This window comes from Gracilibacillus orientalis (assembly GCF_900114645.1).
Taxonomy (GTDB): Bacteria; Bacillota; Bacilli; order Bacillales; family Amphibacillaceae; genus Gracilibacillus; species Gracilibacillus orientalis.
The window spans coordinates 444,005-470,081 of sequence record NZ_FOTR01000003.1 but is presented as its reverse complement, the minus strand read 5'-3'; the positions used below and the strand labels follow the sequence as shown (position 1 = coordinate 470,081).

25 protein-coding genes are annotated in these 26,077 nt (G+C 35.4%); 17 read left to right on the top strand and 8 right to left on the bottom strand.

Translation table 11 applies throughout. The annotated features are described in order from the left end of the window. Window positions 1-385: 385 nt before the first annotated feature. From BM121_RS08155 to dnaA, 8 genes are all read right to left on the bottom strand, one after another. Entirely contained in the window at window positions 386-1,471 is a 1,086-nt protein-coding gene (locus tag BM121_RS08155) for an HD-GYP domain-containing protein (protein WP_245780768.1), read from the bottom strand. Window positions 1,472-1,494: 23 nt separating this feature from the next. Then, on the bottom strand, window positions 1,495-3,969 hold the full coding sequence (gene gyrA, locus BM121_RS08150; protein WP_091483127.1) for a DNA gyrase subunit A: 2,475 nt from the start codon (window positions 3,967-3,969) through the stop codon (window positions 1,495-1,497). A 62-nt stretch (window positions 3,970-4,031) separates the two neighbouring features. Continuing rightward, the gene (gene gyrB / locus BM121_RS08145; RefSeq protein ID WP_425432216.1) at window positions 4,032-5,939 is read right to left on the bottom strand and encodes a DNA topoisomerase (ATP-hydrolyzing) subunit B; all 1,908 of its coding nucleotides are present in this window, start codon (window positions 5,937-5,939) and stop codon (window positions 4,032-4,034) included. Between the two features lie 42 nt (window positions 5,940-5,981). Continuing rightward, complete coding sequence (gene remB, locus BM121_RS08140) at window positions 5,982-6,275, bottom strand: extracellular matrix regulator RemB (protein ID WP_091483126.1); 294 nt, start codon at window positions 6,273-6,275, stop codon at window positions 5,982-5,984. A 14-nt stretch (window positions 6,276-6,289) separates the two neighbouring features. Further along, window positions 6,290-7,402, bottom strand: a complete 1,113-nt coding sequence (recF, locus tag BM121_RS08135) for a DNA replication/repair protein RecF (RefSeq protein WP_091483124.1) — start codon at window positions 7,400-7,402, stop codon at window positions 6,290-6,292. Between the two features lie 25 nt (window positions 7,403-7,427). Beyond that, the gene (gene yaaA / locus BM121_RS08130; RefSeq protein WP_091483122.1) at window positions 7,428-7,652 is read right to left on the bottom strand and encodes a S4 domain-containing protein YaaA; all 225 of its coding nucleotides are present in this window, start codon (window positions 7,650-7,652) and stop codon (window positions 7,428-7,430) included. A 261-nt stretch (window positions 7,653-7,913) separates the two neighbouring features. After that, a complete protein-coding gene (gene dnaN, locus BM121_RS08125) occupies window positions 7,914-9,056 on the bottom strand; it encodes a DNA polymerase III subunit beta (RefSeq protein WP_091483120.1) in 1,143 nt (380 codons plus the stop codon). 193 nt (window positions 9,057-9,249) lie between these two features. Further along, entirely contained in the window at window positions 9,250-10,602 is a 1,353-nt protein-coding gene (gene dnaA / locus BM121_RS08120) for a chromosomal replication initiator protein DnaA (RefSeq protein ID WP_091483118.1), read from the bottom strand. A gap of 621 nt (window positions 10,603-11,223) precedes the next feature. Here dnaA and rpmH point away from each other — a divergent pair. From rpmH to rpsR, 17 genes are all read left to right on the top strand, one after another. Further along, window positions 11,224-11,358: a 50S ribosomal protein L34 gene (gene rpmH / locus BM121_RS08115; RefSeq protein ID WP_091483116.1), complete on the top strand. Its 135-nt coding sequence runs from the start codon at window positions 11,224-11,226 to the stop codon at window positions 11,356-11,358. An 86-nt stretch (window positions 11,359-11,444) separates the two neighbouring features. Beyond that, window positions 11,445-11,789, top strand: a complete 345-nt coding sequence (rnpA, locus tag BM121_RS08110) for a ribonuclease P protein component (protein WP_091483114.1) — start codon at window positions 11,445-11,447, stop codon at window positions 11,787-11,789. Window positions 11,790-11,904: 115 nt separating this feature from the next. Continuing rightward, the gene (gene spoIIIJ / locus BM121_RS08105; protein ID WP_091483113.1) at window positions 11,905-12,693 is read left to right on the top strand and encodes a YidC family membrane integrase SpoIIIJ; all 789 of its coding nucleotides are present in this window, start codon (window positions 11,905-11,907) and stop codon (window positions 12,691-12,693) included. After that, window positions 12,693-13,355 (top strand): RNA-binding cell elongation regulator Jag/EloR, encoded by a 663-nt coding sequence (jag, locus tag BM121_RS08100; RefSeq protein WP_091483111.1) that lies wholly within the window; start codon window positions 12,693-12,695, stop codon window positions 13,353-13,355. Before spoIIIJ ends, jag begins: the two co-directional genes overlap by 1 nt. Window positions 13,356-13,922: 567 nt before the next feature. After that, window positions 13,923-15,299 carry a tRNA uridine-5-carboxymethylaminomethyl(34) synthesis GTPase MnmE gene (gene mnmE, locus BM121_RS08095; protein ID WP_091483108.1) on the top strand — a complete coding sequence of 459 codons (1,377 nt, stop codon included), beginning with the start codon at window positions 13,923-13,925 and terminating at the stop codon, window positions 15,297-15,299. 27 nt (window positions 15,300-15,326) lie between these two features. Further along, window positions 15,327-17,219, top strand: a complete 1,893-nt coding sequence (gene mnmG, locus BM121_RS08090) for a tRNA uridine-5-carboxymethylaminomethyl(34) synthesis enzyme MnmG (protein WP_091483106.1) — start codon at window positions 15,327-15,329, stop codon at window positions 17,217-17,219. A 12-nt stretch (window positions 17,220-17,231) separates the two neighbouring features. Continuing rightward, window positions 17,232-17,945, top strand: coding sequence for a 16S rRNA (guanine(527)-N(7))-methyltransferase RsmG (gene rsmG / locus BM121_RS08085; RefSeq protein WP_091483104.1), 714 nt, complete (start codon window positions 17,232-17,234; stop codon window positions 17,943-17,945). Between the two features lie 248 nt (window positions 17,946-18,193). Beyond that, window positions 18,194-19,054: a nucleoid occlusion protein gene (gene noc, locus BM121_RS08080; RefSeq protein WP_091483102.1), complete on the top strand. Its 861-nt coding sequence runs from the start codon at window positions 18,194-18,196 to the stop codon at window positions 19,052-19,054. Window positions 19,055-19,271: 217 nt separating this feature from the next. After that, window positions 19,272-20,033, top strand: a complete 762-nt coding sequence (locus BM121_RS08075; protein WP_091483177.1) for a ParA family protein — start codon at window positions 19,272-19,274, stop codon at window positions 20,031-20,033. Continuing rightward, window positions 20,026-20,859 carry a ParB/RepB/Spo0J family partition protein gene (locus tag BM121_RS08070; RefSeq protein ID WP_091483100.1) on the top strand — a complete coding sequence of 278 codons (834 nt, stop codon included), beginning with the start codon at window positions 20,026-20,028 and terminating at the stop codon, window positions 20,857-20,859. Before BM121_RS08075 ends, BM121_RS08070 begins: the two co-directional genes overlap by 8 nt. A 75-nt stretch (window positions 20,860-20,934) precedes the next feature. Next, window positions 20,935-21,639, top strand: a complete 705-nt coding sequence (locus BM121_RS08065) for a DUF554 domain-containing protein (protein ID WP_091483098.1) — start codon at window positions 20,935-20,937, stop codon at window positions 21,637-21,639. A 79-nt stretch (window positions 21,640-21,718) separates the two neighbouring features. Further along, entirely contained in the window at window positions 21,719-22,729 is a 1,011-nt protein-coding gene (locus tag BM121_RS08060) for a YkvI family membrane protein (RefSeq protein WP_091483096.1), read from the top strand. Window positions 22,730-22,771: 42 nt separating this feature from the next. After that, complete coding sequence (locus BM121_RS08055; RefSeq protein ID WP_091483094.1) at window positions 22,772-22,966, top strand: DUF951 domain-containing protein; 195 nt, start codon at window positions 22,772-22,774, stop codon at window positions 22,964-22,966. 219 nt (window positions 22,967-23,185) lie between these two features. Next, window positions 23,186-24,286 carry a redox-regulated ATPase YchF gene (ychF, locus tag BM121_RS08050; protein ID WP_091483092.1) on the top strand — a complete coding sequence of 367 codons (1,101 nt, stop codon included), beginning with the start codon at window positions 23,186-23,188 and terminating at the stop codon, window positions 24,284-24,286. A 148-nt stretch (window positions 24,287-24,434) separates the two neighbouring features. Next, entirely contained in the window at window positions 24,435-24,725 is a 291-nt protein-coding gene (rpsF, locus tag BM121_RS08045) for a 30S ribosomal protein S6 (RefSeq protein ID WP_091483090.1), read from the top strand. Window positions 24,726-24,740: 15 nt separating this feature from the next. Continuing rightward, on the top strand, window positions 24,741-25,274 hold the full coding sequence (ssb, locus tag BM121_RS08040) for a single-stranded DNA-binding protein (protein WP_091483088.1): 534 nt from the start codon (window positions 24,741-24,743) through the stop codon (window positions 25,272-25,274). A 20-nt stretch (window positions 25,275-25,294) separates the two neighbouring features. Continuing rightward, on the top strand, window positions 25,295-25,525 hold the full coding sequence (gene rpsR, locus BM121_RS08035) for a 30S ribosomal protein S18 (RefSeq protein WP_091483086.1): 231 nt from the start codon (window positions 25,295-25,297) through the stop codon (window positions 25,523-25,525). Window positions 25,526-26,077 lie beyond the last annotated feature (552 nt).

Below are 26,077 nucleotides of genomic sequence, written 5' to 3'. Positions count from 1 at the left end.
GCGCTGTTCCCACAGGAGTCTCCGTATTCTGCCTCCGCTGGTTCTAATGTTCTGATTGTTTAAAGAAGAAAATCTTCGGATATATAATCAAGGGACTTCTTCTCACTATTCCAAAACACTAGTCAAAGCTGCGGAAAAATGCGACACTCCTGGGGGAGCAGCACGAGCCGAAGATCCACTTTGCAAAGTGACTTTCTTTGCAAAGTTAGCTGAGGCCGTGCCCCTGGAAAGGGAGTATTTTTCCGCAGCGATGGTTATGCACTCATCAAGAAAAGAATGGAAGAAAGCAAATGCATGTACACGGTTCGCAGTTTATGGATTATGCACATAATTTTATTCCTGCCTAATTTTATAAAAAAAACAGGCAACCGTTATGGTCACCTATCTATTCTGTAATAATATTTTCGATAAAGATTGCTTTTTTTTCATTTAATTTAATTATTTCGCCGCTATCCATTACTCTTACCATCGGCCTTGTTGGTTGATTATAGTCAACAAAAATAATATATGCTTCTTTACCAGTTGAGAGCATGACACGTGTACCAATCGTGTAATTCATGAGCGTATCAATAAATTTTTGCAGCACAGGATAATCAAATTTTTGATACTTCAACTTCAACATTTCTTCAACAACCTTAAAAGGTGATTGCTTTCTGCGATAAACTCGCTCTGATGTCATGGCATGATACGTATCACTAACTGCAATAATTTTAGCAAAAGGATGTATCTTCTCTGCTCTTACTCCAATTGGATACCCACTACCATCCATTCTTTCATGGTGCTGCAATATTGATAGTTTCATGTCTTGCGTTACATAAGGAATATCTTCTACCATTCGATAGGATAACGTTGGGTGCTTCTTTATTTCTTCATATTCGGCTATCGTTAATCTTGATTCTTTCATTAGCCAATTTTCATTTAATTTAGCCATCCCACTATCAGCCAAAATAGCTGCGATACCTACTTGGACCCACTCTTTTTCATACCCTAGTTTTTTAGCAAGGTGTGCTGATAACAAGGCAATTGATACGCCATGATGATAAAAGTAGTCTTGTTTAGAAGCAAATTTATGCAACAAAAATAAGTCTAAACTAATATCTTTTACATAATCAAATAATGGCATCATCATTTTTTGTACTTGATAGATATCAATAGGACTTCCACCTTGCCATTTTTGAAACATTGCTTTGTAACCTAAGACAGCATTAAGGTATAAATTCTCAAAGGAATCTCGTGATTTCCTTTGTACATTTTTTCGTGAAAAATGCTCAGGAGTCGTAACTTTTTCAGGGATAAAATGACTTCCTGACGCTAATTTTTCAGATACCTCTACCGAATCAATATTAAAGTGTTTTAGAACTTGAATATGTTCTTCATTAATTACCGTATTTTTATCTATGATTGGATGTCTAGTTTTACCAAAAACTTGCTTGGTAGTAATACATCCAGATATTAGCTGTTGTGGATGCACCTGCAACTGGATCACACCCTTTACTATTTTTCTGTCTCTGCTTCGTCATCCTCTTCGATTATCTCTTCTTCAGGATCAACCTTTGCGACTGTTGCAACTTTTTCCTCTTCTTGTAAACGAATGAGACGAACTCCTTGCGTGTTTCTACCTGTCGTTGAGATTCCCTCTACTTGCATACGAATTAGGACACCAGATACTGTCATAATCATAATATCTTCTTCAGTAGTTACATTTTTGACTGCTATTACTTTACCAGTTTTCTCGGTAATGTTAGCAGTAAATATCCCTTTACCACCACGATTTGTTCTGCGGTATTCTTCAACAGGTGTTCGTTTTCCATATCCATTCTCGGTTACGTTCAGTACATACTGATCTTCTTCCAGAATTTCCATCGAAACAACCTCATCATCTCCACGTAAGGAAATACCTTTTACACCTGCTGCTGTCCTTCCCATGGAACGGATTTGACTTTCTTCAAACCGAATCACATAGCCATTTTCAGTACCAATTAAAATATCTTTTTGGCCGTTTGTTAAACGAACAGAAATTAATTCATCATCTTCCCGCAAGTTTAGTGCAATCAGGCCACCTTTACGGATGTTTGCAAATTGAGGAAGCGATGTTCTTTTAGATACACCATATTTGGTCGTGAAGAATAAATACCAGCCTTCTTTATACTCACTAACCGTTATAACGGCATTAATCCATTCACCGTGTTCCACTTCTAATAAGTTAATGATTGGTATACCTTTTGCTGTACGGTTAAATTCAGGTACTTCATACCCTTTCGAGCGATATACCTTCCCTTTATTAGAGAAAAAGAGTACCGTATCATGTGTCGAACAAGAAACTAAATGTTCCACAAAATCATCATCATTCGTACCCATTCCCTGTACTCCACGGCCACCACGTCTTTGTGCCCGGTAAGTAGAGGCAGGTAGACGTTTAATATAACCTCTGTGTGTCAGGGTAATAACAATACTTTCCTCTGGAATTAAATCTTCATCTTCAATCAGATCTATTCCACCTGTTACAATCTCTGTTCTTCTTTCGTCATTAAACTTTTCCTTAATTTCTAATAATTCTTCACGTATGATTTCGAGAATTTTCTCTTCATTCGCCAAGATTGCTTTTAATTCTTTAATTAACTCAACGATCTGGCTATATTCATCTTCAATCTTTTCACGTTCTAAACCAGTTAAACGTTGTAAACGCATGTCCAGAATTGCTTGAGATTGTTTTTCAGAAAGATTAAATTGATTCATTAAGCCGTCACGGGCAATTTCCGTTGTATTGGATTGACGAATTAAGGTGATAATCGCATCAATATGATCAAGTGCCGTCCGTAAACCTTCAAGGATATGTGCACGTGCTTCTGCTTTATTTAATTCATATTGCGTTCTTCTCGTAATAATTTCTTTTTGATGCGCTAAATAATATTCCAGACATTGCTTCAAATTTAATACTTTCGGCTGTCCATCCACTAAAGCTAGCATATTGATACCAAAAGACGTCTGTAAAGGTGTCTGTTTATAAAGATTATTTAACACGACGTTTGGATTCGCATCTCGGCGTAGTTCAATTACAACACGCATACCATTACGGTCTGATTCATCACGTAAATCGGTAATACCCTCAATCCGTTTATCTCTTGCTAAATCGGCTATTTTTTCGACCAACTTGGCTTTGTTCACTTGGTATGGAAGTTCCGAAACAAGGATTCTTGATTTACCATTCGCTTGTTCTTCGATCTCCGTTTTGGAACGAATTGTAACAGATCCTTTTCCAGTCTCAAAAGCTCTTCTAATACCACTTCGTCCTAGAATTTGACCAGCTGTCGGAAAGTCAGGACCATGAATATATTCTTCCATTAACTCACTAATGGTAATCTCAGGATTTTCACTAATCGCAAGAATGGCATCGATTGTTTCCCCTAAATGATGTGGTGGAATATTTGTTGCCATCCCCACTGCAATACCAGAAGCACCATTAACTAACAGATTAGGGAACTTAGCAGGTAATACTTTCGGTTCTCTTTCCGAACCATCATAGTTATCCGTGTAATCAATAGTATCTCTATTAATATCTCGTAACATTTCCATTGAAATCTTAGACATTCTGGCTTCTGTATAACGCATTGCTGCTGGTGGGTCACCATCTACTGAACCAAAGTTTCCATGACCATCTACAAGCATATAGCGATAACTAAAGTCTTGTGCCATCCTTACCATTGCCTCATAGACAGCTGAGTCACCGTGTGGATGATACTTACCGATTACATCCCCAACAATACGAGCTGATTTTTTATATGCTTTATCCGCATGCATACCCTGGTCATTTAAAGCATATAATATTCGACGATGGACAGGTTTCATCCCGTCTCTGACATCAGGTAAAGCACGGGCCACAATGACACTCATTGCATAATCTAAAAAAGATGTTCTCATTTCGTTCCCTATATTGATTTCTTGAACTTGTGGACGGTTTTGATCCACCATATTTGATTACCTCCTATTTCACTGCAGGAAGACATGAAAATTGCTATTCTGAACAACCTGGCTTAGACATCCAAATTCTTAACATAAACCGCATTATCCTGAATAAAATTACGGCGTGGTTCTACTTTATCACCCATTAGCATGTCAAAAATTTGATCTGCTTCCATTGCATCTTCCAAACTAACTTGCAACAATGTACGTCCATCAGGATCCATTGTTGTTTCCCACAGCTGTGTTGCATTCATTTCTCCTAAACCTTTGTAACGTTGTAATCCTGGTTTTGGCTGTTTTGGTAATTCTGCTAGTAATTGTTCTAACTCTTTATCCGAATAAGTGTAATGAACAGCTTTACCTTGCTTTATTTGATAAAGAGGCGGTTGTGCAATATAGATATAACCATAATCAATTAACGGTCTCATGAATCGGAAGAAAAAGGTTAATAATAAGGTTCTAATATGTGCACCGTCAACGTCTGCATCCGTCATAATTACAATTTTATGGTATCGAGCTTTCGAAATATCAAATTCTTCGCCAATTCCGGTACCTAGTGCTGTAATAATGGAACGGATCTCATTGTTAGATAAAATCCTGTCTAACCTTGCCTTTTCAACATTAAGTATTTTACCTCTTAATGGTAAAATTGCTTGAAAATGACGATCTCGCCCTTGCTTGGCTGAACCCCCTGCTGAGTCCCCTTCCACAATATACAATTCACTTATAGACGCATCGCGTGACGAACAGTCAGCTAATTTACCTGGAAGATTAGAAATCTCCAAAGCACCTTTTCGTCTTGTTAATTCTCTTGCTTTTTTCGCTGCCATTCTTGCACGTGAAGCCATTAACCCTTTATCCACAACAATTTTTGCTGTATTAGGATTTTCAAATAAAAACTTTGAAAAAAGCTCACTAAAGGCAGAATCTGTAATAGTTCTTGCCTCGCTATTTCCTAGCTTTGTCTTCGTTTGACCCTCAAACTGTGGGTCTGGGTGTTTAATCGATACAATTGCTGTTAAACCTTCCCTAACATCATCACCAGTTAAATTGGGGTCGTTTTCTTTGAATAAATTATTCTTTCGCGCATAGTCATTAATAACACGAGTCAAACCGGTCTTAAAACCCGATTCGTGAGTTCCACCCTCATGCGTACTAATATTATTGGCAAATGAATATATATTACTTGCGAATCCGTCGTTGTATTGTAATGCGACTTCAACTTGAATATTATCTTCTTCTTTCTCTGCATAAAAAGGTTCATGCAGAACTTCTTTGGAACGGTTTAAATGTTCTACATAAGATCCGATTCCACCTTCATAATAAAAAGTTTCCGCTTCCTCATCTTCTCGATTATCCTGAATAGAAATGCTTAACCCTTTATTCAAGAAGGCTAATTCACGTAATCTGGTTGCCAATATATCGTAATGATAATCAGTTGATTCTGTAAATATTTCTGTGTCTGGTTTAAAACGGGTTCTTGTCCCCGTAATATCTGTATCTCCAATAACTTCTAAGCTATTGTTTAGCTTACCACGTGAAAAGCTGATGTTATATAATTTACCATTACGATGTACATACACATCCAATTCACTGGACAAGGCATTTACAACAGAAGCACCCACACCGTGCAGACCACCTGATACTTTATAACCTCCGCCGCCAAACTTACCGCCAGCATGTAAGACAGTCATAATTGTTTCTACTGCCGGGCGACCTGTCTTCTCATGAGTACTCACGGGAATTCCACGACCATTATCGATTACAGTTATACTGTTGTCTTTTTCAATAAAAACCTGGATATGATCACAATAACCAGCCAGTGCTTCATCGATACTATTATCAACAATCTCCCAGACTAAATGATGAAGTCCTCTTTCATTGGTAGATCCAATGTACATCCCTGGTCTTTTTCGCACCGCTTCTAAGCCTTCTAATACTTGAATTTGATCTGCATCATAGGCTTGTTCCAGTGGCATATTATCGTCCATTGTCAATTCAATCACCTACATTCTCTCTCATTATCTTTCTTCTTCATCACCATATTCAGAATAATCCTCTAACCTGCTAATTGTGGAAATCATACTTGCTCTTTTCTTTAACGTTAAGACTGATAACGGGCTATAAAATACTTTGTCAGCAGTTATTACCACTGCCTTTGTTAACTCTTCGTCCGTTACAACGACTTGTTGTTTCTCTTTCAGTTCTTTCAACATTTCCTCGTTTATTGAGGAGGAAGTTACTAAACTATAATCAATTATTCCTATCACATCTTTAGATTGAATGACATGTTCATCTCCAATGTGAATAAACATAATATCCCTACTTTTTACTCGATTATTTTTCCGTTATCTATTCTAAAAATCTCTGCCTTATCCAGTGTCTGATGATGAATACCCTCAACACTGGTTGTAGAGACAAAGGTTTGAACTTTTCCTTCAATCGTATCTAATAAATGGGATTGTCTAAAATCATCTAATTCACTTAAAACATCATCTAAAAGCAAAATAGGATAGTCATTAATTTCCTGATATATAAGTTCTATTTCTGCAAGTTTCAAAGATAGCGCGGTTGTTCTTTGTTGTCCTTGTGAACCAAACGTCTGGACATTCTTCTCATTCACATAAAAGACTAAGTCATCCCGATGAGGACCTATCAAGCTTGTGCCACGCTCTACTTCTTTCGTTTCTAACCTCGCAAATGACTCTGTAAGAACTGTTATTATATTTTCCTTTTTATCTGTCTCTGATACATCAATGGTAGAAGCATATTGCAGATCCAAATCTTCTATTCCTCTGCTGATTCCTCGATGTATCTCATTTGCCCAGGTACGCAGTCGTTTCATGAATATAAAACGTTTTTCTAAAATAATCGCAGCGTGCTCGATCATTTGGTCTGTCAGTACTCGCAGCATTGTGAGATCATTTGATTTTCGCTTTTGCATTTGCTTTAATAAATGATTTCTTTGTTTTAGGATTTTGACATATTGTCCAAGATGGTAGATATAGATTGGTTGGATTTGACCTATTTCCATATCAATAAAACGTCTTCTAATTTGAGGGCTTCCTTTCACAAGATTTAAATCCTCAGGTGCAAACATAACAATGTTTAGGGCACCTATATAATCACTAAGACGTTTTTGTTCTAAATGGTTTAATTTAGCTTTTTTACCTTTATTAGTAATTTGTATTTCCAGGGGGAACTGTTGTTTTCTTTTAAATACACTACCTTCTATTTTAGCATAATTTTGCTCCCATTGTATTAATTCTTTATCTTTTGTGGTTCGATGTGATTTGGAGAATCCTAAAACATATATAGCTTCCATTAAATTTGTTTTACCTTGTGCATTTTCTCCAATAATCACGTTTATTTTATCATCGAACTGAACAGACAAATGATCATAGTTGCGATAATTAGTTAAACTTAATTGTTGTATATACATTCGAATTTCCTTCCGAATTTCACCTTTATTCCGCGCTTTTTGTTACCACGAACGTACCAACATCTTCTATATAGACTGTATCCCCATGATAAAGTTTTTTACCACGACGTGTCTCCAATTCGTCATTTACGTAGACACCATTTTCCTGTAAAAAAACTTTGATCATACCACCTGATTCAAGTATATTGGCTAATTTTATAAACTGTCCTAAAGGGATATAATCTGTTGAAATTTCAATTTTTTCTTCCATCATTTCACCTACTTTATTATCTAGAAAGATATTGGTTATTAGTATAGCCCTTCTATCTATTTTACTAAACATTTGATAAATATAAAAGTAAACCTGCTAATTATTTTTTTATTATATTCAGTAGCGAAGGTTTACTACTCATCTATGAAAGAATGAGGGGAAGTTACATCGCGGTTTACGGGGGTTATATATTGTTCCCTGCATTTACACTCTTTCACTCTAAATAAAAGAGGAACAATGATTTATTGTTCCTCTTTCCGTCTAAAATGTTCTTACTGGTAAGATTAGTTGTAAAATTTGGTCGTGATCTATTGGTTTGATGATGAATGGTCGCATTGCTCCGGTAAATTCTATTTTCACTTGCTCTGTGTCCATTATTTTCAATGCATCGATCATATATTTTGAACTGAATGATATTTTTAATTCTTCCCCATCCATTTTTGCTACCGTAATTTCTTCTTCTACTTTCCCTATTTCTGGTGAATTACCTGAAATCTCAACAATTTCCTGTTCTTTGGTTTGTAATCGAATAACATTATTATGATTATCCTTTGCAAGTAATGATGCACGATCTACTGCTTGCAAAAGTGTTTTTGTGTCAGCATGAATCACTGTCTTGCTTTCTTCTGGAATTAAACGTGATGTTTCTGGATATTTTCCATCCAGTAGACGTGATACAAAGTATAAGTGATTACTTTGAAAGGCAATTTGATTTTCAGTGATGCTAATTTGAAGGTTATCTTCGGTATCATCCAGAATTTTGCTTAATTCATTTAAACTTTTCCCGGGAATAACCACTTGATCATATGGAAACTCCTCAACTACAGTTTGTAAAGGTAACTTACTTGCTGCTAAACGATGACTATCTGTTGCAACAAAATGAAGTTGCTCATTTTCCACTTTAATGTTAACCCCAGTTAAAATAGGTCGTGTTTCCGAAGTCGATACCGCAAATACTGTTTGTTTAATCATACTTTTTAATAAATTAATCGGTAATTCAAAATTTGTATCCGTGTGAATTTGCGATATTTGCGGGTATTCTTCTGCGTCTTGCCCATTCAAATGAAATTCAGCATGACCAGATTTTATCGTTATTTGTAATTGTTCGTCTACTTCTATTTGAACTGTTTGAGAAGGTAATTTTCTTATAATTTCTGGGAAATATTTTGCGTGAACAATAATTTCGCCTTGCTCAATCTCATCAATAAATTGAATTCCTTCTTCTTCTACGGGAATAAAAGATTCAATTGTAATATCGGAGTTACTCCCAGTTAATGTTATACCGTTATGTGTTGCTTGCATTTTTAATCCAGCCAAAATAGGAATGGCAGTTTTTGATGAAATAGCTTTTGTTACATGTTGAATACTTTCCATTAATTTATCTCTGTTAATTACAATTTTCATTTTAATCCTCCTTGAGGAATATATTTATTTATTATTAATATAATTACCGTAATAATAGTAATAGGGACTGTGAATATGTGGATAACTCAAGTTTCGCTGTTTTTGTAAAGTTATCCAGATGTGCATAACTTGTTTGCAGGTTTGCATCATTTATCCACATTACCCACAAGCATATAATAGCAAGTTTCGTAAGTTACATAGATTTTAATTGTTCTTTTATGGCTTCAATTTCTTTACTTAATAATTCATCCGTACCCATTAACTTGGAGATTTTTTCATGTGCGTGAATAACTGTAGTGTGATCTCTCCCACCAAATTCTTCACCTATTTTAGGAAGTGAAAAATCCGTTAGTTCTCTGGATAAATACATGGCAATTTGTCTTGGGAATGCAATAGATTTCGTACGTTTTTTAGCAGAGAATTCCTCTAATTTCACATTATACCGTTTTCCAATTTCTTCTTGAATATGCTGTATCGTAATTACTTTTGGTCTGGAAGAAGGGATAATATCTTTTAATGCTTCAGCTGCTAACGATGCATCAATATCTTGGTTGATAAGGGATGAATAGGCAACTACTCGTATTAATGCTCCTTCTAATTCTCTAATGTTGGTATCAATTTGATTTGCAATATACAGCATCACTTCATTAGGTATATCTAAACCTTCTGCTTTTGCTTTTTTTCTAAGTATAGCAATTCTTGTCTCCAAATCAGGGGGAGTAATGTCTGTAATAAGTCCCCACTCAAAACGAGAGCGCAGTCGATCTTCTAAAGTAGGAATTTCCTTAGGCGGCCGGTCACTGGAGATAATAATTTGCTTATTTTCTTCATGTAATGTATTAAATGTATGGAAAAATTCTTCTTGTGTTTGTTCTTTTCCCGCAAGGAACTGAATATCATCAATTAATAAGACATCAACATTACGATATTTATTACGAAAATTCACAGCTTTATTATCACGAATGGAATTGATGAATTCATTCGTGAACTTTTCAGATGAAAGATATACTACTTTCGCAGATGGATTGTGATCCAATACATAATGTCCGATCGCATGCATTAAGTGTGTCTTTCCAAGACCAACACCACCGTAAATAAATAAAGGGTTATATGCCTTTGCCGGAGCTTCAGCAACTGCTAATGATGCTGCATGAGCAAACCTGTTACCAGAACCAATGACAAATGTTTCAAATGTATATTTATCATTTAACATCGATTTAGGTGATTTTTCATTATTTTGAGCTGGTACAGTTTTTCTCTTTTTCATTTGAGTGAATTCTTCTGTTGTGTCATCTGTACTTTCAGGAATAACAAATTTTACAGCTAATTTTGCACCTGTTAGCTCGTATAGGGCATCTGAGATAATCATGGTATATCTTGATTCAAGCCAATCTCTTGTAAATTCATTGGGAGCAGAGATAATCACGGTATCTTCTTTTAATTGATCAACAGACGTATTTTTTAACCAGGTATCATAGCTTGGTTTACTTACTTTATCTTTGATTAACTCTAAAGTGTTTCTCCATAAATCTTCGATGTTTTCCACGATAAACCCTCCTTTCATAAGGCAACACTAGGAAGTATACATGCATAATAACTTGTGGATGGATGTACACTGATAAAAAAGCGGAAAACCTAAAAATTAAGTTTTCCACAATAATGTGTATAAACTAATATACAAGCTGTGAACATTTGTCCACACCATATCCACAAACTGTGGATAAGAGTATTTGCTAATAATTTTATGCACAAACTAAAACACAAATATAATATCAAATAAAGCCGAATAATGCAATGGTTTCTCGATACTTATCCACAACTTAGACAAATTGTTACTAAAATCTATAAACATGTTCTTATTTTGTGAGTAATTTGTCGATAAAGAGTTGATAAAGTCGTTTTGGTGATTTATACTTATCCACACGTTTCTGTAGTATAACAGATTTTGCGGATCCTTGTTGTAGTACAGATGAAGTACTGATTTTGTTTTGGGATTTTTATATGGTTAGAAACATAAGGCGTAGATATCTATAGCAAACAAGGAAAATAACGAGCTATTTGATGCTTTTTAGAAATAGGCATTGACATGAGAAATGATTTATAAGTATAATGAGTAAGACTGTCTTATGAATTAAGATTTTTAGATTCCTCAGGGAGGTGCATATAAATGAAACGTACATTTCAACCAAATAATCGTAAACGTAAAAAGGTTCATGGATTTCGTACACGTATGAGTACTAAAAATGGAAAAAAAATAATTGCTCGTCGTCGTAAGAAGGGTAGAAAAGTATTGTCTGCATAGGCCACTGACACACTCAGTGGTCTTTTCCATGTATGGCATAGCTTTTAAGAATGAGCATTGTTATCTTTAATGGAGGCGCGCTAGTAATGAAGAAAGCTTGGAGAATTAAAAAGAATAGTGAATTTCAAGAGGTTTTTAAGAAGGGCGCTTCTTTTGCTAATCGACAACTAGTCATTTATTATTTACATAAAGGACAACAACAACATTACCGAGTTGGGTTGTCTGTAAGTAAAAAAATTGGGAATGCTGTAGTACGCAATCAAGTAAAGCGCTATATTAGACAAGCTTTTCTTGATCTTGATATAAATATAAAAAGTGATTATGATATAATTATTATTGCTAGACAACCAACAAAAGATATGGATTTTCATCAAGTAAAAAAGAGTGTCAATCATTTACTTTATAAAACAAAGCTTTTATTAAATAAATGAACTTTTTGTTAATAATCGTGTTTTTATACCATTATCACTAGCTTGTTGATAGATGATAATGATAAAATGAGTAACGATAAACAACGTGAATGTGAAGGAATTAAGGAGGATAACGATGCGTAAGAAGCTCCTATTATTACTGGGCTTAGTCGGAGTGTTGGTATTACTATCTGGCTGTACCGAAATTGATCAGGATATTACTCCAGAAAGTGACGGGATATGGAATCGTTTTTTTGTATATCCATTATCATGGTTGATCGTACATGTTGCAGAATTTTTCAACGCAGAATACGGTTATGGACTTTCTATAGTTCTAGTCACTCTTCTAATCAGATTAATATTACTCCCGCTAAACATTAAACAATTGAAAAGTTCAAAAGCAATGCAACAAATTCAACCAGAATTAAAAAAAGTTAGAGAAAAGTATAGTTCCAAAGATCAAGAAACCCAGCAAAAGTTACAAAAGGAAACAATGGAGTTGTTCCAAAAGAATGGTGTCAATCCATTAGCCGGTTGTTTACCTATTATTGTACAGATGCCGATTTTAATTGCCTTTTATCATGCAATTATGCGTACGGGTGCACTTGATAATCACGAATTTTTATGGTTCCAATTGGATTCACCAGATCCTTACTATATCTTGCCGGTGCTTACAGCTGGATTTACTTTTTTACAGCAAAAGTTAATGATGGCTGGAACAACAGGACAACAAAATACAATGATGCCTCAAATGACAATGATGCTTTATTTAATGCCGATTATGATTGGGGTGTTTGCAATATTCTTCCCATCAGCATTGGCACTTTATTGGGCAGTAGGTAATATCTTTATGGTATTCCAGACACTATTAATTAAAAATCCAATGATGAAACGTGATGAGGCGAATGCAGGAGGAAATGAATAGTGAGACAAATAACTGCTACTGGACAAACTGTAGAAGAAGCGGTCCAATCAGCGTTAAGGCAGTTAAACATCATAGAGGACCAAGCAAAAATTGAGGTAATTGATGAGGGTAAAAAAGGGTTATTTGGTTTATTCGGCTCAAAGCCTGCGATTGTAAAAGTCGCAAAAGATGATCAACCAGTGGAAGATGTTCCAGTGAAGGAACAACAACCAGAAGAAGATCCTGTGGAAAAAATTCTAAAGTATGTAGAAACGATCATTGCTGAGTTTCATGTAGATGTAAAAGTTGATGCAGAAGTAAATCAGAATGTTGTTACATTGCAATTGTCTGGAGAAAAGATTGCGTTATTAATTGGAAAACGTGGTCAAACATTGAATGCTATTCAATATTTAGCACAATTGGCAATGCATCAATATGCTGATAAATATTATACGGTAATTGTTGATGCTGAAGGTTATCGTGAAAGAAGACAAGAAACACTTATCTCATTGGCAGAAAGATTGGCTGATCGTGCTAGTCAGACGAAGAAAGACGTAAGAATCGAACCAATGCCTTCATTTGAGCGAAAAGTGATTCATACAGCATTACAAAAAAGAACAGATGTCGAAACAGATTCAAAAGGAACAGATCCTAACCGCTACGTAGTCATTAAACCAAAATAAATAACTTGTCCTTAGACGCGAGTAATCAACCACGATTGCTCGTTTTTTTGTCGATAATATTTATTAAATGAGACACTCTAGAGAAAACACGAGCTGAAGCTCCCTTTGGAAAAGTGTTTTTCCGCAGCGATCGCTTAGTAGTCAACAATAATCAGACTGAAAGAAGCAAATCTAAATATTTACTGGTTCGTAAGTTTTATCAAGTTAGAATCAGTTAAGAAATCCTATTCTGAATTTGTCTAACTTTGATTGGAGGAATTTAGTAGTAGAGAATAAACAAGTAGTAAGGTCATGGGAGTATATTTTGCTATTTAAAGAAGAAAGGAAGGTAAGGAGCAATTTTCGACATAGAGTACATGTGAATAATTATCTTTTGGATGTTTGTGCATAACAAAATTCATAAAAAGTTATGCACATGTGGATAATATATGTTATATATAAAAGTGAAAACTCAGTGTGGATATCTTTTCAAGTGATATAGTTTTATGATATTCTAATAAGTTAGTGACACTAAATGAAAAATATCGTTAATTAATATAGAAAAAATGGAATAATGGGGGTGAGAGAGTGGAAAAAGATACAATAACAGCGATTTCGACACCGATAGGAGAAGGAGCAATTGCGATTGTACGATTAAGTGGAGAGGATGCAATTGCTATAAGTAATAAACTGTTTGAAGGGAAAGATCTCGAAACAGTCGAATCCCATACGATTCATTATGGAAAAATAGTTGATACCGAGACAAATGAAATAATGGAAGAAGTAATGGTTACCGTCATGCGTGCACCAAAAACGTTTACGAAAGAAGACGTAGTAGAGATTAACTGTCATGGTGGACTGGTATCTGTTAATCGATTATTAGAACATGTTTTATTCCACGGTGCACGTTTAGCTGAACCAGGAGAGTTTACCAAACGAGCATTTCTCAATGGCCGTATTGATTTATCACAAGCAGAAGCAGTCATGGATTTGATTCGTGCCAAAACAGATAAAGCCATGAATATAGCTTTGAAGCAATTAGATGGAAAACTATCGAAACTCGTTCATCAATTAAGGCAAAAGTTAATTGAAACGGTAGCGCATGTAGAAGTGAACATAGACTATCCGGAGTATGATGACGTTGAAGAAATGTCTCATCAGATGCTAAGAGAACGAACAGCAGAGGTATATCAAGAAGTTGATCGATTATTAAGTATGGCGAAGCAAGGGAAAATTTTACGTGAAGGTATTGGAACAGCGATCATTGGACGCCCAAATGTAGGAAAGTCGTCATTGCTTAATGCATTTGTACAGGAAACGAAGGCGATTGTAACGGAAATTCCAGGTACAACGAGAGATGTGATAGAGGAATATGTTAACGTTCGTGGTATTCCGTTACGGTTAGTTGATACGGCAGGGATTCGTGAAACAGAGGATATTGTTGAGCGGATCGGTGTAGAACGGTCACGTCAAGCCTTAAAAGAGTCTGACTTAATTTTACTTGTACTAAACTATGGTGAAGAATTAACAGAGGAAGACCGTAATCTTTTTAAAGCTGTAGAGGGCTTAGAATATATAGTGATTATCAATAAAACAGACCTAGATCAAAAGTTAGAATTGGAAGAAGTGAAGCAATTAGCCGGTGATCAAAAAGTAATCACCACTACCTTAATTGAAGATAAAGGTATGGATGCTTTAGAAGAAGCTATTGCAGATACCTTTTTTGCTGGAGATTTGGACAGTGGTGACTTAACGTATGTGTCGAATGTACGTCATATTCAATTATTGCAGCAAACTATAAAGGCTTTGGAAGATGCAATCGACGCGATGGATGCGGATATGCCTATTGACCTGGTACAAATTGATGTTACAAGAGCATGGGAGCTATTAGGTGAGATTATAGGAGATACGATGCAAGACAGTTTGATTGATCAACTGTTTTCACAGTTCTGTTTAGGAAAATAATTTTAACAACAAAAAGGAGGATCAGCGATGTCAACTTACGAAGCTGGTCAATATGATGTGATCGTCATCGGGGCAGGTCATGCAGGAGTAGAGGCTGCATATGCTGCTGCTAAAAGTGGAGCGAAAACATTAATATTAACATTGAACTTAGATTTGATCGCATTTATGCCTTGTAACCCGTCAATTGGTGGACCTGCCAAAGGTATCGTCGTTCGTGAAATTGATGCATTAGGCGGATTAATGGGTAAAGTGATCGATAAAACATATATTCAAATGAGAATGCTTAATACTGGGAAAGGGCCTGCTGTTCGGGCATTACGTGCACAAGCAGACAAACCACTTTATATTCAAGAAATGAAGCAAACATTAGAAGAAGAACCGAATTTAACTATAAGACAAGGAATGGTTGAGGAATTACTTGTTGAAGATAGTAAAGTAAAAGGAGTTATAACAGAGACTAAAGCATTATACCGTGCTGAATCTGTCATTATTACTACCGGTACGTTTATGCGCGGCCGTGTTATTACTGGAGATATTTCTTATGAAAGTGGACCAAATAACCAACGAGCAAGTGTAAAATTAGCGGAAAACCTGGAAGAGCTTGGGTTTGATCTTGTTCGCTTTAAAACAGGTACACCTCCAAGAGTTAATAATCATTCGATTGATTATGATAAAACGGAAATTCAACCAGGGGATGAAAATCCACAACACTTTTCCTATGAAACGACGGAGGAAATTCTGGATCAAATTCCGTGCTGGTTAACATATACAAATGAAAAAACCCACGAGATTATTAATGAAAATCTAGGTTTATCAGCTATGTATTCAGGCATGATCAAAGGAACAGGACCGCGTTATTGCCCATCCATTGAGGATAAAATTGTCCGATTCCATGATAAACCACGTCATCAAATTTTCTTAGAGCCAGAAGGCCGTAATACCGATGAAGTATATGTCCAAGGTCTATCTACTTCATTACCTGAATATGTACAACACGAAATTTTGCGCAGTATTCCTGGGTTGGAAGAAGCGGATATTATGCGTGGCGGTTACGCAATTGAATATGATTCGGTAGTACCAACTCAATTATGGCCAACACTTGAAGTGAAAAATATCAAAGGATTATTTACAGCAGGTCAAATTAATGGAACATCCGGTTATGAAGAAGCGGCAGGTCAAGGCTTAATGGCTGGTATTAATGCAGCTGCAAAGGCATTGGACAAAGATTCATTAATTTTAGATCGATCACAAGCGTATATTGGTGTATTAATTGACGACCTTGTAACAAAAGGTACCAATGAACCATATCGTTTATTAACTTCACGTGCAGAATATCGCTTATTACTACGTCACGATAATGCGGACTTGCGTTTAACTGATATTGGTCACCAAATCGGCTTAATTCCAGATGAACGATTTGCACGTTTTGAAGAAAAGAAACATTTAGTTGAGGAAGAAAAAGAACGATTAAGCAATATTCGTTTAAAACCAACAGAAGAACTGCAACAGCTAATGGAGTCTGTCGGTGGTACTAGGTTAAAAGATGGAATTCTTGCTTATGATTTAATGAAACGACCAGAAGTTACTTATGATGTAATAGAACAAATAGCACCATCTGAAAAAGTATTAGCGGCTGATGTGAAAGAACAAGTAGAAATTCAAATTAAATATCAAGGTTATATCGTGAAATCGAATCAACAAGTCGAACGCATGAAAAAAATGGAAAATAAATTAGTTCCAGAAGATATTGATTATGATGCGATTAGTGGTATTGCTACAGAAGCGAGAGAAAAATTAAAACAAGTACGTCCGCTATCAGTAGCTCAAGCATCAAGAATATCTGGTGTTAATCCAGCTGATGTTTCCATTCTTTTAGTGTATATTGAACAAGGGAATGTGGCTAAAGTATCGAACGAATAGAGGAGTGGCATGATGAATCTTCTTTCCTTTCAAGAACATCTAAAAAGAGAAGGTATAGAGATCACAGAAAAGCAATTACAGCAATTTGAAACATACTTCCACGTACTGGTGGAGTGGAATGAAAAAATGAATTTAACTGCAATCACAGATAAAGAAGAGGTCTATGCAAAACATTTTTATGATTCAATCACGGCTGCCTTCTATTTTGATTTTACTAATGAATTTCATGTATGTGATGTGGGTGCTGGTGCTGGTTTCCCAAGTATTCCACTCAAAATACTTTTTCCACAAATACAGGTCACGATTGTAGATTCATTAAATAAACGAATTACCTTTTTAAATCATTTAGCTACAGAACTAGAACTTGAAGGTGTAAGTTTTTACCATGATCGAGCAGAATTGTTTGGTAAAAACGAACAGTTCAGACATAAATTTGATGTAGTGATGGCTCGAGCTGTTGCCAGAACATCTGTTTTGTCTGAGCTTTGCCTACCACTTTTACGAACAAATGGTACGTTTATTGCCATGAAGGGATCTAATGTGGATGAGGAACTTGCCGATGCTGAGGATGCAATGGAATTATTAGGTGGAAAATTACAACGTGTTGGGCATTTTTCATTACCAGAAAATAATGGGGAAAGAAATATCGTTATCGTTAGCAAAAAGCGTAAAACACCAAAAAAGTTCCCAAGAAAACCAGGTGTTCCAAATAAAAATCCTTTATAAAAGATATTTTTATAAAAAATAAGTCATATTTTTTATCTCTTTCGCGATTTTTGTGATAAAATAAGAGTAACAGATTACTAGTTATGTTCCACGTGAAACATTTGGGATATAAAACGGCTTCTAAGACTTGCTTAAATTCTAGTTTTAAGCAAGTTTTCCCTTGTATTAAATTAATAAACAGGGATAAGTATTCGCTCTCATACAACATTATTTGAATTTGTTTAAGCAGAAAAAAGGTGGTGTTTTTTATGTTACACCCATTTGGTCGGATTTTTGGATTAGGTGATAAGGTGGATGACGAAATTGAGGACCAAGGAAACTATCAAGATGAAGTAGTTTTCATCAATATTGATGCTATTGAAGCAAATCGATACCAGCCTAGATCCATCTTTAATGAAGAAAAAATTAAAGAATTAGCACAAACTCTACATACACATGGTATGATTCAGCCGATTGTAGTCCGATCTATTGATCAGGAAGCAGAACAATATGAAATAATAGCCGGTGAAAGACGTTGGCGAGCCGCTAAAAGCTTGGATTGGGAAAAGATACCGGCAATTGTTCGCAATATGACAGATAAAGAGACTGCATCGGTAGCATTAATAGAAAACTTGCAACGTGAGGAACTTACAGTAATCGAAGAAGCGTCAGCATATGAGAAATTAATAGAAATGCACGAGTTAACACAAGAAGCATTAGCCCAACGCTTAGGTAAAAGTCAATCCACTATAGCAAATAAAATGCGCTTATTGAAATTGCCAGAACAAGTGAAACAAGCTATTTTGCAGAAGACGATTACGGAAAGACATGCTCGTTCATTGATCGTTTTAAAGAGTGAAGAACTTCAACTGAAAGTTTTAGAACAGATTATTGAACGGGATTTGAATGTAAAACAAACAGAGGCTCAAATAGAGCGACTGTTATCTGATAAGAAAAAGCCTGCTAAAAAGCCTAGATTAAAAGGTGTTAACAAAGATATGAGAATTGCCATGAACACGATTAGGCAATCACTAGACATGGTATCTGACACTGGGATTGACTTAGAGACAGATGAACAGGATCATGATGAGTATTATCAGTTCACGATCAAAATACCTAAGAAAAAATGATTACATGATGACCCATCTTTATAAGTTAGAAAGATGGGTTGTTTTTTGGCAAGATAGAGGGTAGCTTCCAAGGGTATAAAGTGAGACTGCTACAGTCGGGGCTTGGATGATTAGTACTGTGATAGATTAAACTATTTTGAAAAAATAAAAAAATCTTTATTTTAAATAGATTATTAGTGATAGAATAAGAGAAAAGATGCAAGAGGTAGGTGACACCATGGGTAAAATAATAGCCGTTGCAAACCAAAAAGGTGGCGTCGGTAAAACGACTTCTTCTGTAAATTTAAGTGCATGCTTAGCACATCTTAATAAAAAAATATTAATTGTTGATATAGACCCTCAGGGTAATTCTACAAGTGGGGTAGGGATTAATAAAGCAGATGTAAGTCATTGTATATATAATGTGTTAGTAGAAGATATTGAGACAAGTCAAGTATGTTTTCAAACAGATATCGAAAACTTAGACATAATACCTGCAACAATTCAGCTAGCTGGTGCTGAGATAGAATTAGTTACTACTATTTCACGTGAAGTTCGTCTAAAGAAAGCACTTGATAACATTAAGGATGACTATGATTATATTATTATAGATTGCCCTCCTTCATTAGGATTGTTAACAATAAATGCATTAACAGCGTCAGACACTGTATTAATTCCAGTTCAATGTGAGTATTATGCATTAGAAGGATTAAGTCAGTTATTAAACACGATTCGGTTAGTGCAAAAACATTTAAATAAAGAACTAATGATTGAAGGCGTTCTGTTAACCATGTTAGATGCAAGAACGAATCTTGGTTTACAAGTAATAGATGAAGTAAAAAAATATTTTCAAGATAAAGTTTATAATACGGTGGTGCCACGTAATGTTCGTTTAGGTGAAGCACCAAGTCATGGAAAACCAATCATATCATACGATTCTAAATCAAGAGGGGCAGAAGTTTACCTTGATTTAGCAAAGGAAGTGATTGCAGGTGGCTAGAGGATTAGGTAAGGGATTAGATGCATTTTTCCCGGAAATCGAAGAAAAAGAATCTGACAAGATTGAGGAAATAGAACTGACAAAATGCCGGCCAAACCCATATCAACCACGAAAAGTATTTGAAGCAGATGCACTAGAGGAGTTAAAAGAGTCTGTTTTAGAACATGGTATCCTACAACCTTTGATAGTAAGAAAGAGTATTAGAGGATATGAGATTGTAGTAGGGGAACGAAGGTATAGAGCGGCAAAAGAGGCAAATTTAGGAACCATCCCTGTTATTATTAAAGAGTTAACAGACGAACAAATGATGGAGTTAGCATTATTAGAGAATATTCAGCGTGAAGATTTAACTCCAATAGAAGAAGCAACCGCATATGATCGCTTAATTAATGAGTTAGGTACCACACAAGATCAACTTGCTAAGCGATTAGGAAAAAGCAGGTCACATATTGCGAACCTTGTAAGGCTCCTCAGCTTGCCACAGGATGTTATGGCACAGATTAATCACGGAGCACTGTCCATGGGACATGGTAGAGCGTTATTAGGTTTAAAGGATAAAACCAAAGTCAAACCAGTAGTGAAACGGATTACAGCAGAGAAATTAAATGTTCGGCAAGTGGAAGCGTTAATAAATGAATTAAATAATCAGCAACCAAAGAAAAAGAAAAAACAAAAGAAGGATATTTTCATCACAGAAAAGGAAAATCATTTAAAAGATTACTTTGGAACAAACGTAAAGATTAATAAGGGTAAACGAAAAGGTAAAATTGAAATTGATTTCTTTTCAGAAGAAGATTTAAATCGTATTTTAGATAAGATGGAATAACATTTGGTCTGATTGTTTGCTAGTGCAAATGATCAGGCTTTTTCATGTGAAAATATTGGTGAAGGTGGCTGTACAATGGCTTTGTTAGGAACTTTAGTAAATGGTTTATGTATTATTATTGGTACAATTTTAGGGATTGTTTTTTCGAATATTCCTGGAAGGATTAAAAATACAGCTTTACAAGGAATTGGGTTGGTGGTAGCCCTTATCGGTATTCAGATGGCGATACAAGCAGATAATATTATTTTAATTCTCCTCAGTCTTTTAATCGGATCCATTATTGGTGCAAGTATACATTTGGAAGATAAATTAAATGTCATCGGGCAAAAATTAGAAAAGAAAGTAAGCAAGAGAGGAAATGGTAATCTCACGGAAGGATTTATTACGGCTACCTTAATTTTTGTCATTGGTGCAATGTCTATTGTAGGTGCATTAGATGGTGGCTTGAGTGGAGACCATGAAGTCTTGTACACGAAGGCTTTCTTAGATGGTTTTCTGGCCATGGTACTAACTACTACATTAGGTTATGGTGTGATTTTTTCTGTTATACCAGTTATTTTATATCAAGGATCTATTGCATTACTTGCGGTACAGATTAATAAGTGGCTCCCGCAACATGTATTAGATGGATTTATAAGTGAAATGACGGCAATAGGAGGGCTATTAATTTTAGCGATAGGTTTAAACATATTACAAATCACTAAAATAAAAATAGGTGATTTTCTTCCAGCTGTTTTTATTTTCATTATTTTTTATTTTAGCTATGTCTTTTTAGTGTAAAATGATGTAAGTTTTTTTCATACCTTTGTCCCAAGTCGCATATTTTTAATATATCTAAAGCTTTTTTGGAGGCAAAGTTATGTGGAAATCGGGTATGAAGTGGATGTTTTTAATTATAGGAACAATGGTTGGGGCAGGGTATGCTTCAGGTAGAGAATTATGGCAATTTTTTGGTCATGAAAGTGGACTAGCCATCATATTATTTTCTTTATTATTTATTTGTGCTGTTGGTATTACGATGAAAATAAGCTATCAAAATCAAACGTCCAATTATTATGCGTTACTGCAGATTATCCTTGGTAAACGTATTGCCCGTTTTTATGATATTTTAATTTTTTTCTACCTTATGTCTACAACGGTGATTATGATTGCTGGCAGTGGAGCAACGTTTGAAGCTTTTCAACTATCCAAATGGATTGGGATTCTATTTATTGTTGCCTTTATCATTCTAATTTTTATCAAAGGTGTCAAAGGGGTTCTCACATTTAATGTCATCATTCTACCATTATTAATCGTTGGTTTATTATCCATATTATTGATTTATACAATGGATGAACAATTAACGTTTATTTTATCTTTAGATCATCAAGCAAATTGGACAGCAGCTTTTACTTTTACAGCTTTAAATATATTATCTATTCTCGCTGTATTAGGAGCAGTAGGGGAGAAAATCGAATCAAATGGTGAAATAGTGATTGCTAGTGTTGGTAGTGGTTTTATTCTAGGAATTATCTCCTTTTTGTATAATAATTCTTTAATACAAATATCCGAGATTATCATCTTATATGAAATTCCTTTATTCGCTATTCTAAAAAATTACCCTAGCTATACGTATATTTTAATGTCAATTTTATTATGGTGTGCGATATTCACTACTGCTATCTCCAGTGTGTTAGGACTTGTTACAAGAATTACCCGATTTTTAAAGTATCATATGTGGCAAATCGCACTACTTTTATTAGTCGTGCTAACACCGTTAACTAATATTGGTTTTTCTACGCTTGTTGCCTTTTTATATCCAATCTATGGTATTGTAAATTTATATCTGCTTTGTGCTATCTTACTATTTCCTTTTTATAAAAGAATCTAATATAATAGTACTAGACCATCGTGTTAAGATAGAGGTGATAACATGGAGCGCAAGGAATTTCAGTTAAATGATGTAGTCGAAATGAAAAAGTCACATCCATGTGGAGTAAACCGCTGGAAAATAATCCGCATGGGCATGGATATTCGAATTAAGTGTGAAGGATGTGGGCACAGGGTCATGTTACCACGTAAACAATTCGAACAAAAAATGAAGCGAGTACTCGAACATATGGAATGAAAAAACTTTCATAAAATTGTTTCACGTGAAACAAAATCATTTTTTCTGGTATACTAAAAGGTAGAAAAACGTTTTATCAATAAGAGAAAATCGGAAAATCAAGGGCTTTAATCCCTTGATTTTCGCATTTAGATAACTTGTCATTTTGGTCAAGTATCACTATAATTGTTATGACAGATACGTTCATATGGACGGAATCCTTAAGGAGTGAAAGTTAACATGGCATTAACAGCAGGAATTGTTGGTTTACCTAACGTGGGTAAGTCAACGTTATTTAACGCAATAACACAGGCGGGCGCAGAGTCGGCGAATTATCCATTCTGTACAATTGACCCAAATGTTGGAATTGTAGAAGTACCAGATGTAAGATTGCAAAAACTAACAGAATTAGTAAAACCAAAAAAGACGATCCCGACAGCCTTTGAGTTTACTGATATTGCAGGAATTGTAAAAGGTGCGAGTAAAGGAGAGGGATTAGGAAACCAGTTTCTTTCTCATATTCGTCAGGTAGATGCTATTTGTCACGTTGTTCGTTGTTTTCAAGACGAAAATATTACACATGTATCAGGAAAAGTAGATCCTATCTCTGATATTGAAACGATTAATTTAGAGCTTATTTTAGCGGACCTAGAAACTGTTACAAAACGAATGCAACGTGTGGAAAAAATGGCAAGACAGAAGGATAAAGAAGCAATGGCTGAATATGAAGTGCTTTCAAAGTTAAATGATGCATTTGAAGAAGAAACGCCAGCACGTGCTGTTTCTTTTACAGAAGAGCAACAAAAGCTTGTCCAAAGTCTGCATTTATTAACAAGTAAATCAGTACTCTATGTTGCCAATGTAGGAGAAGATGAATTACTGGAAGCTGATAACAATGAATATGTACAGCTTGTAAGAAATTTTGCTGCAAAAGATGAAGCAGAAGTAATTGTCGTAAGTGCAAAGGTGGAATCTGAGATTGCCGAGTTAGAAGGAGAAGAAAGAGAGATGTTCCTAGAGGAGTTAGGGATTGCTGAATCCGGCTTAGATCAATTAATAAAGGCAACTTATCATCTGCTTGGATTGGCAACATACTTTACGGCAGGGGAGCAAGAAGTACGAGCATGGACATTTGAAAAAGGTATCAAAGCACCACAAGCAGCAGGTATCATTCATAGTGATTTTGAAAAAGGTTTTATTCGTGCTGAAACAGTCTCTTATGATGATTTAGTTGAGGCGGGTTCTGAACAAGCTGCAAAAGAAAAAGGAAAAACAAGATTAGAGGGTAAAGATTATTTGGTGAAAGATGGAGATGTTATGCATTTCCGTTTTAACGTATAGCAGGATCACTTGTAATATGCAAAATTATTGTTTGCATTAGTAGTCGAAAATTGATATAATATCTTATTGTGAGTAATGAGACTATACTATTACTCCTTGCTCTATTCTTAGAAATAGAGCCGCCAAGACCAAAAGGAGGTGTAAACGGATGAATAAATATGAAATCATGTACATCATCCGCCCAAATATCGAAGAGGAAGCACAAACTGCTCTAATCGAGCGTTTTAACTCTTTCCTTACGAATAGTGGTGCGGAAATTGAAAAAGTTGAAGAAGTAGGTAGGAAACGTCTTGCTTATGAAATCAACGATCACCGTGATGGATATTATGTAATTATTAAATTTGCAGGTGATGAAACAGCTATTAACGAATTCAATCGTCAAGCGAAATTCTCTGACGACATTATACGTTATATGACAGTTCGTGAAGACGATCAATAATAAGGAGTGGTTCTGATGTTAAATCGTGTCGTGCTTGTCGGCAGGTTAACGAGAGATCCTGACTTACGTTACACACCAAATGGCGTAGCCGTAGCTAATTTTACGGTAGCTTCTAATAGACCTTTTACTAATCAGCAAGGACAACGAGAAGCAGACTTCATTAATTGTGTAGTCTGGAGAAGACAGGCAGAAAACCTTGCAAATTATATGAATAAAGGAAGTCTTGTCGGTGTAGACGGTCGAATCCAAACTCGTAGCTTTGATGATCAAGAAGGAAAAAGAGTGTTTATTACAGAAGTTGTAGCAGAATCGATTCAATTCTTGGAATCTAAGGGTGGATCAACTGGTGGACAGTCTAACACGCAAGGATCTCAAGGATATAATCAAAATCAGAACCAACCGAGTCAAGCAAATCAAAATCAATTTAACCAAAACAACAATAATCAAAATAATAACAATCAAAATACTCAAGGAAATAAAGATGGCGAGAATCCATTCCAAGATAGTGGAGAGCCTATTGATATTTCTGATGATGATTTACCATTTTAAATTAAAGGAGGTTTTTGAATATGGCAGCTCGTCGTGGTCGCGCAAAGCGTCGTAAGGTGTGTTATTTCACAGCGAACGGTATTACACACATCGACTATAAAGATGTTGATTTATTAAGACGTTTCGTATCTGAACGTGGAAAAATTCTTCCTCGCCGTGTAACAGGAACATCTGCAAAATATCAACGTAAATTGACTAAGGCAATTAAACGCGCTCGTCAAATGGCGCTTTTACCTTACGTAAGTGAGTAAGAAATGTCAAAAGCTTGAAGCACTAAGAGTGATGCTTCAAGCTTTTTTTATAATTAAAGAAAGTATAAAATCCTTGGTATAACAGCGTTTTGTCTTATAGAAGCGACATAAATAAAGAGTGTTTTGAAATGTAAAGAGTGCTGGGCACAGCTCCGGAAAAATGATTCTATATAATAAGTTGTAGAACATAACAATAGCGCAGGCCGACCGTTTCGACTCCTGGGGAATTAGCTGAAGAGCATGCCCCCGGAAAGCGAAACGGTCAGCCGAAGCGGTTGCCGTAGCAGATAAAAACATTTCATCAATTCTAACTTTTCGGGGTCACCTTACTTTCCCGGTTTTTCTTATGTAATTTTTCGTGAAATCTCCACTTTATAAAAATGTCGTCTCTATATTTTACCTCACTGGACTAGACAACTTATGTATGCTTATATAAAATATTCATTCCTCTTAATGTTCGTGTTTTAGTGAAAAATAACACATTTATCAGATGTAAGAATAAATAATATCTAATAAAAGACGAACATTATCGTAGAATATGGTTGTTTTATA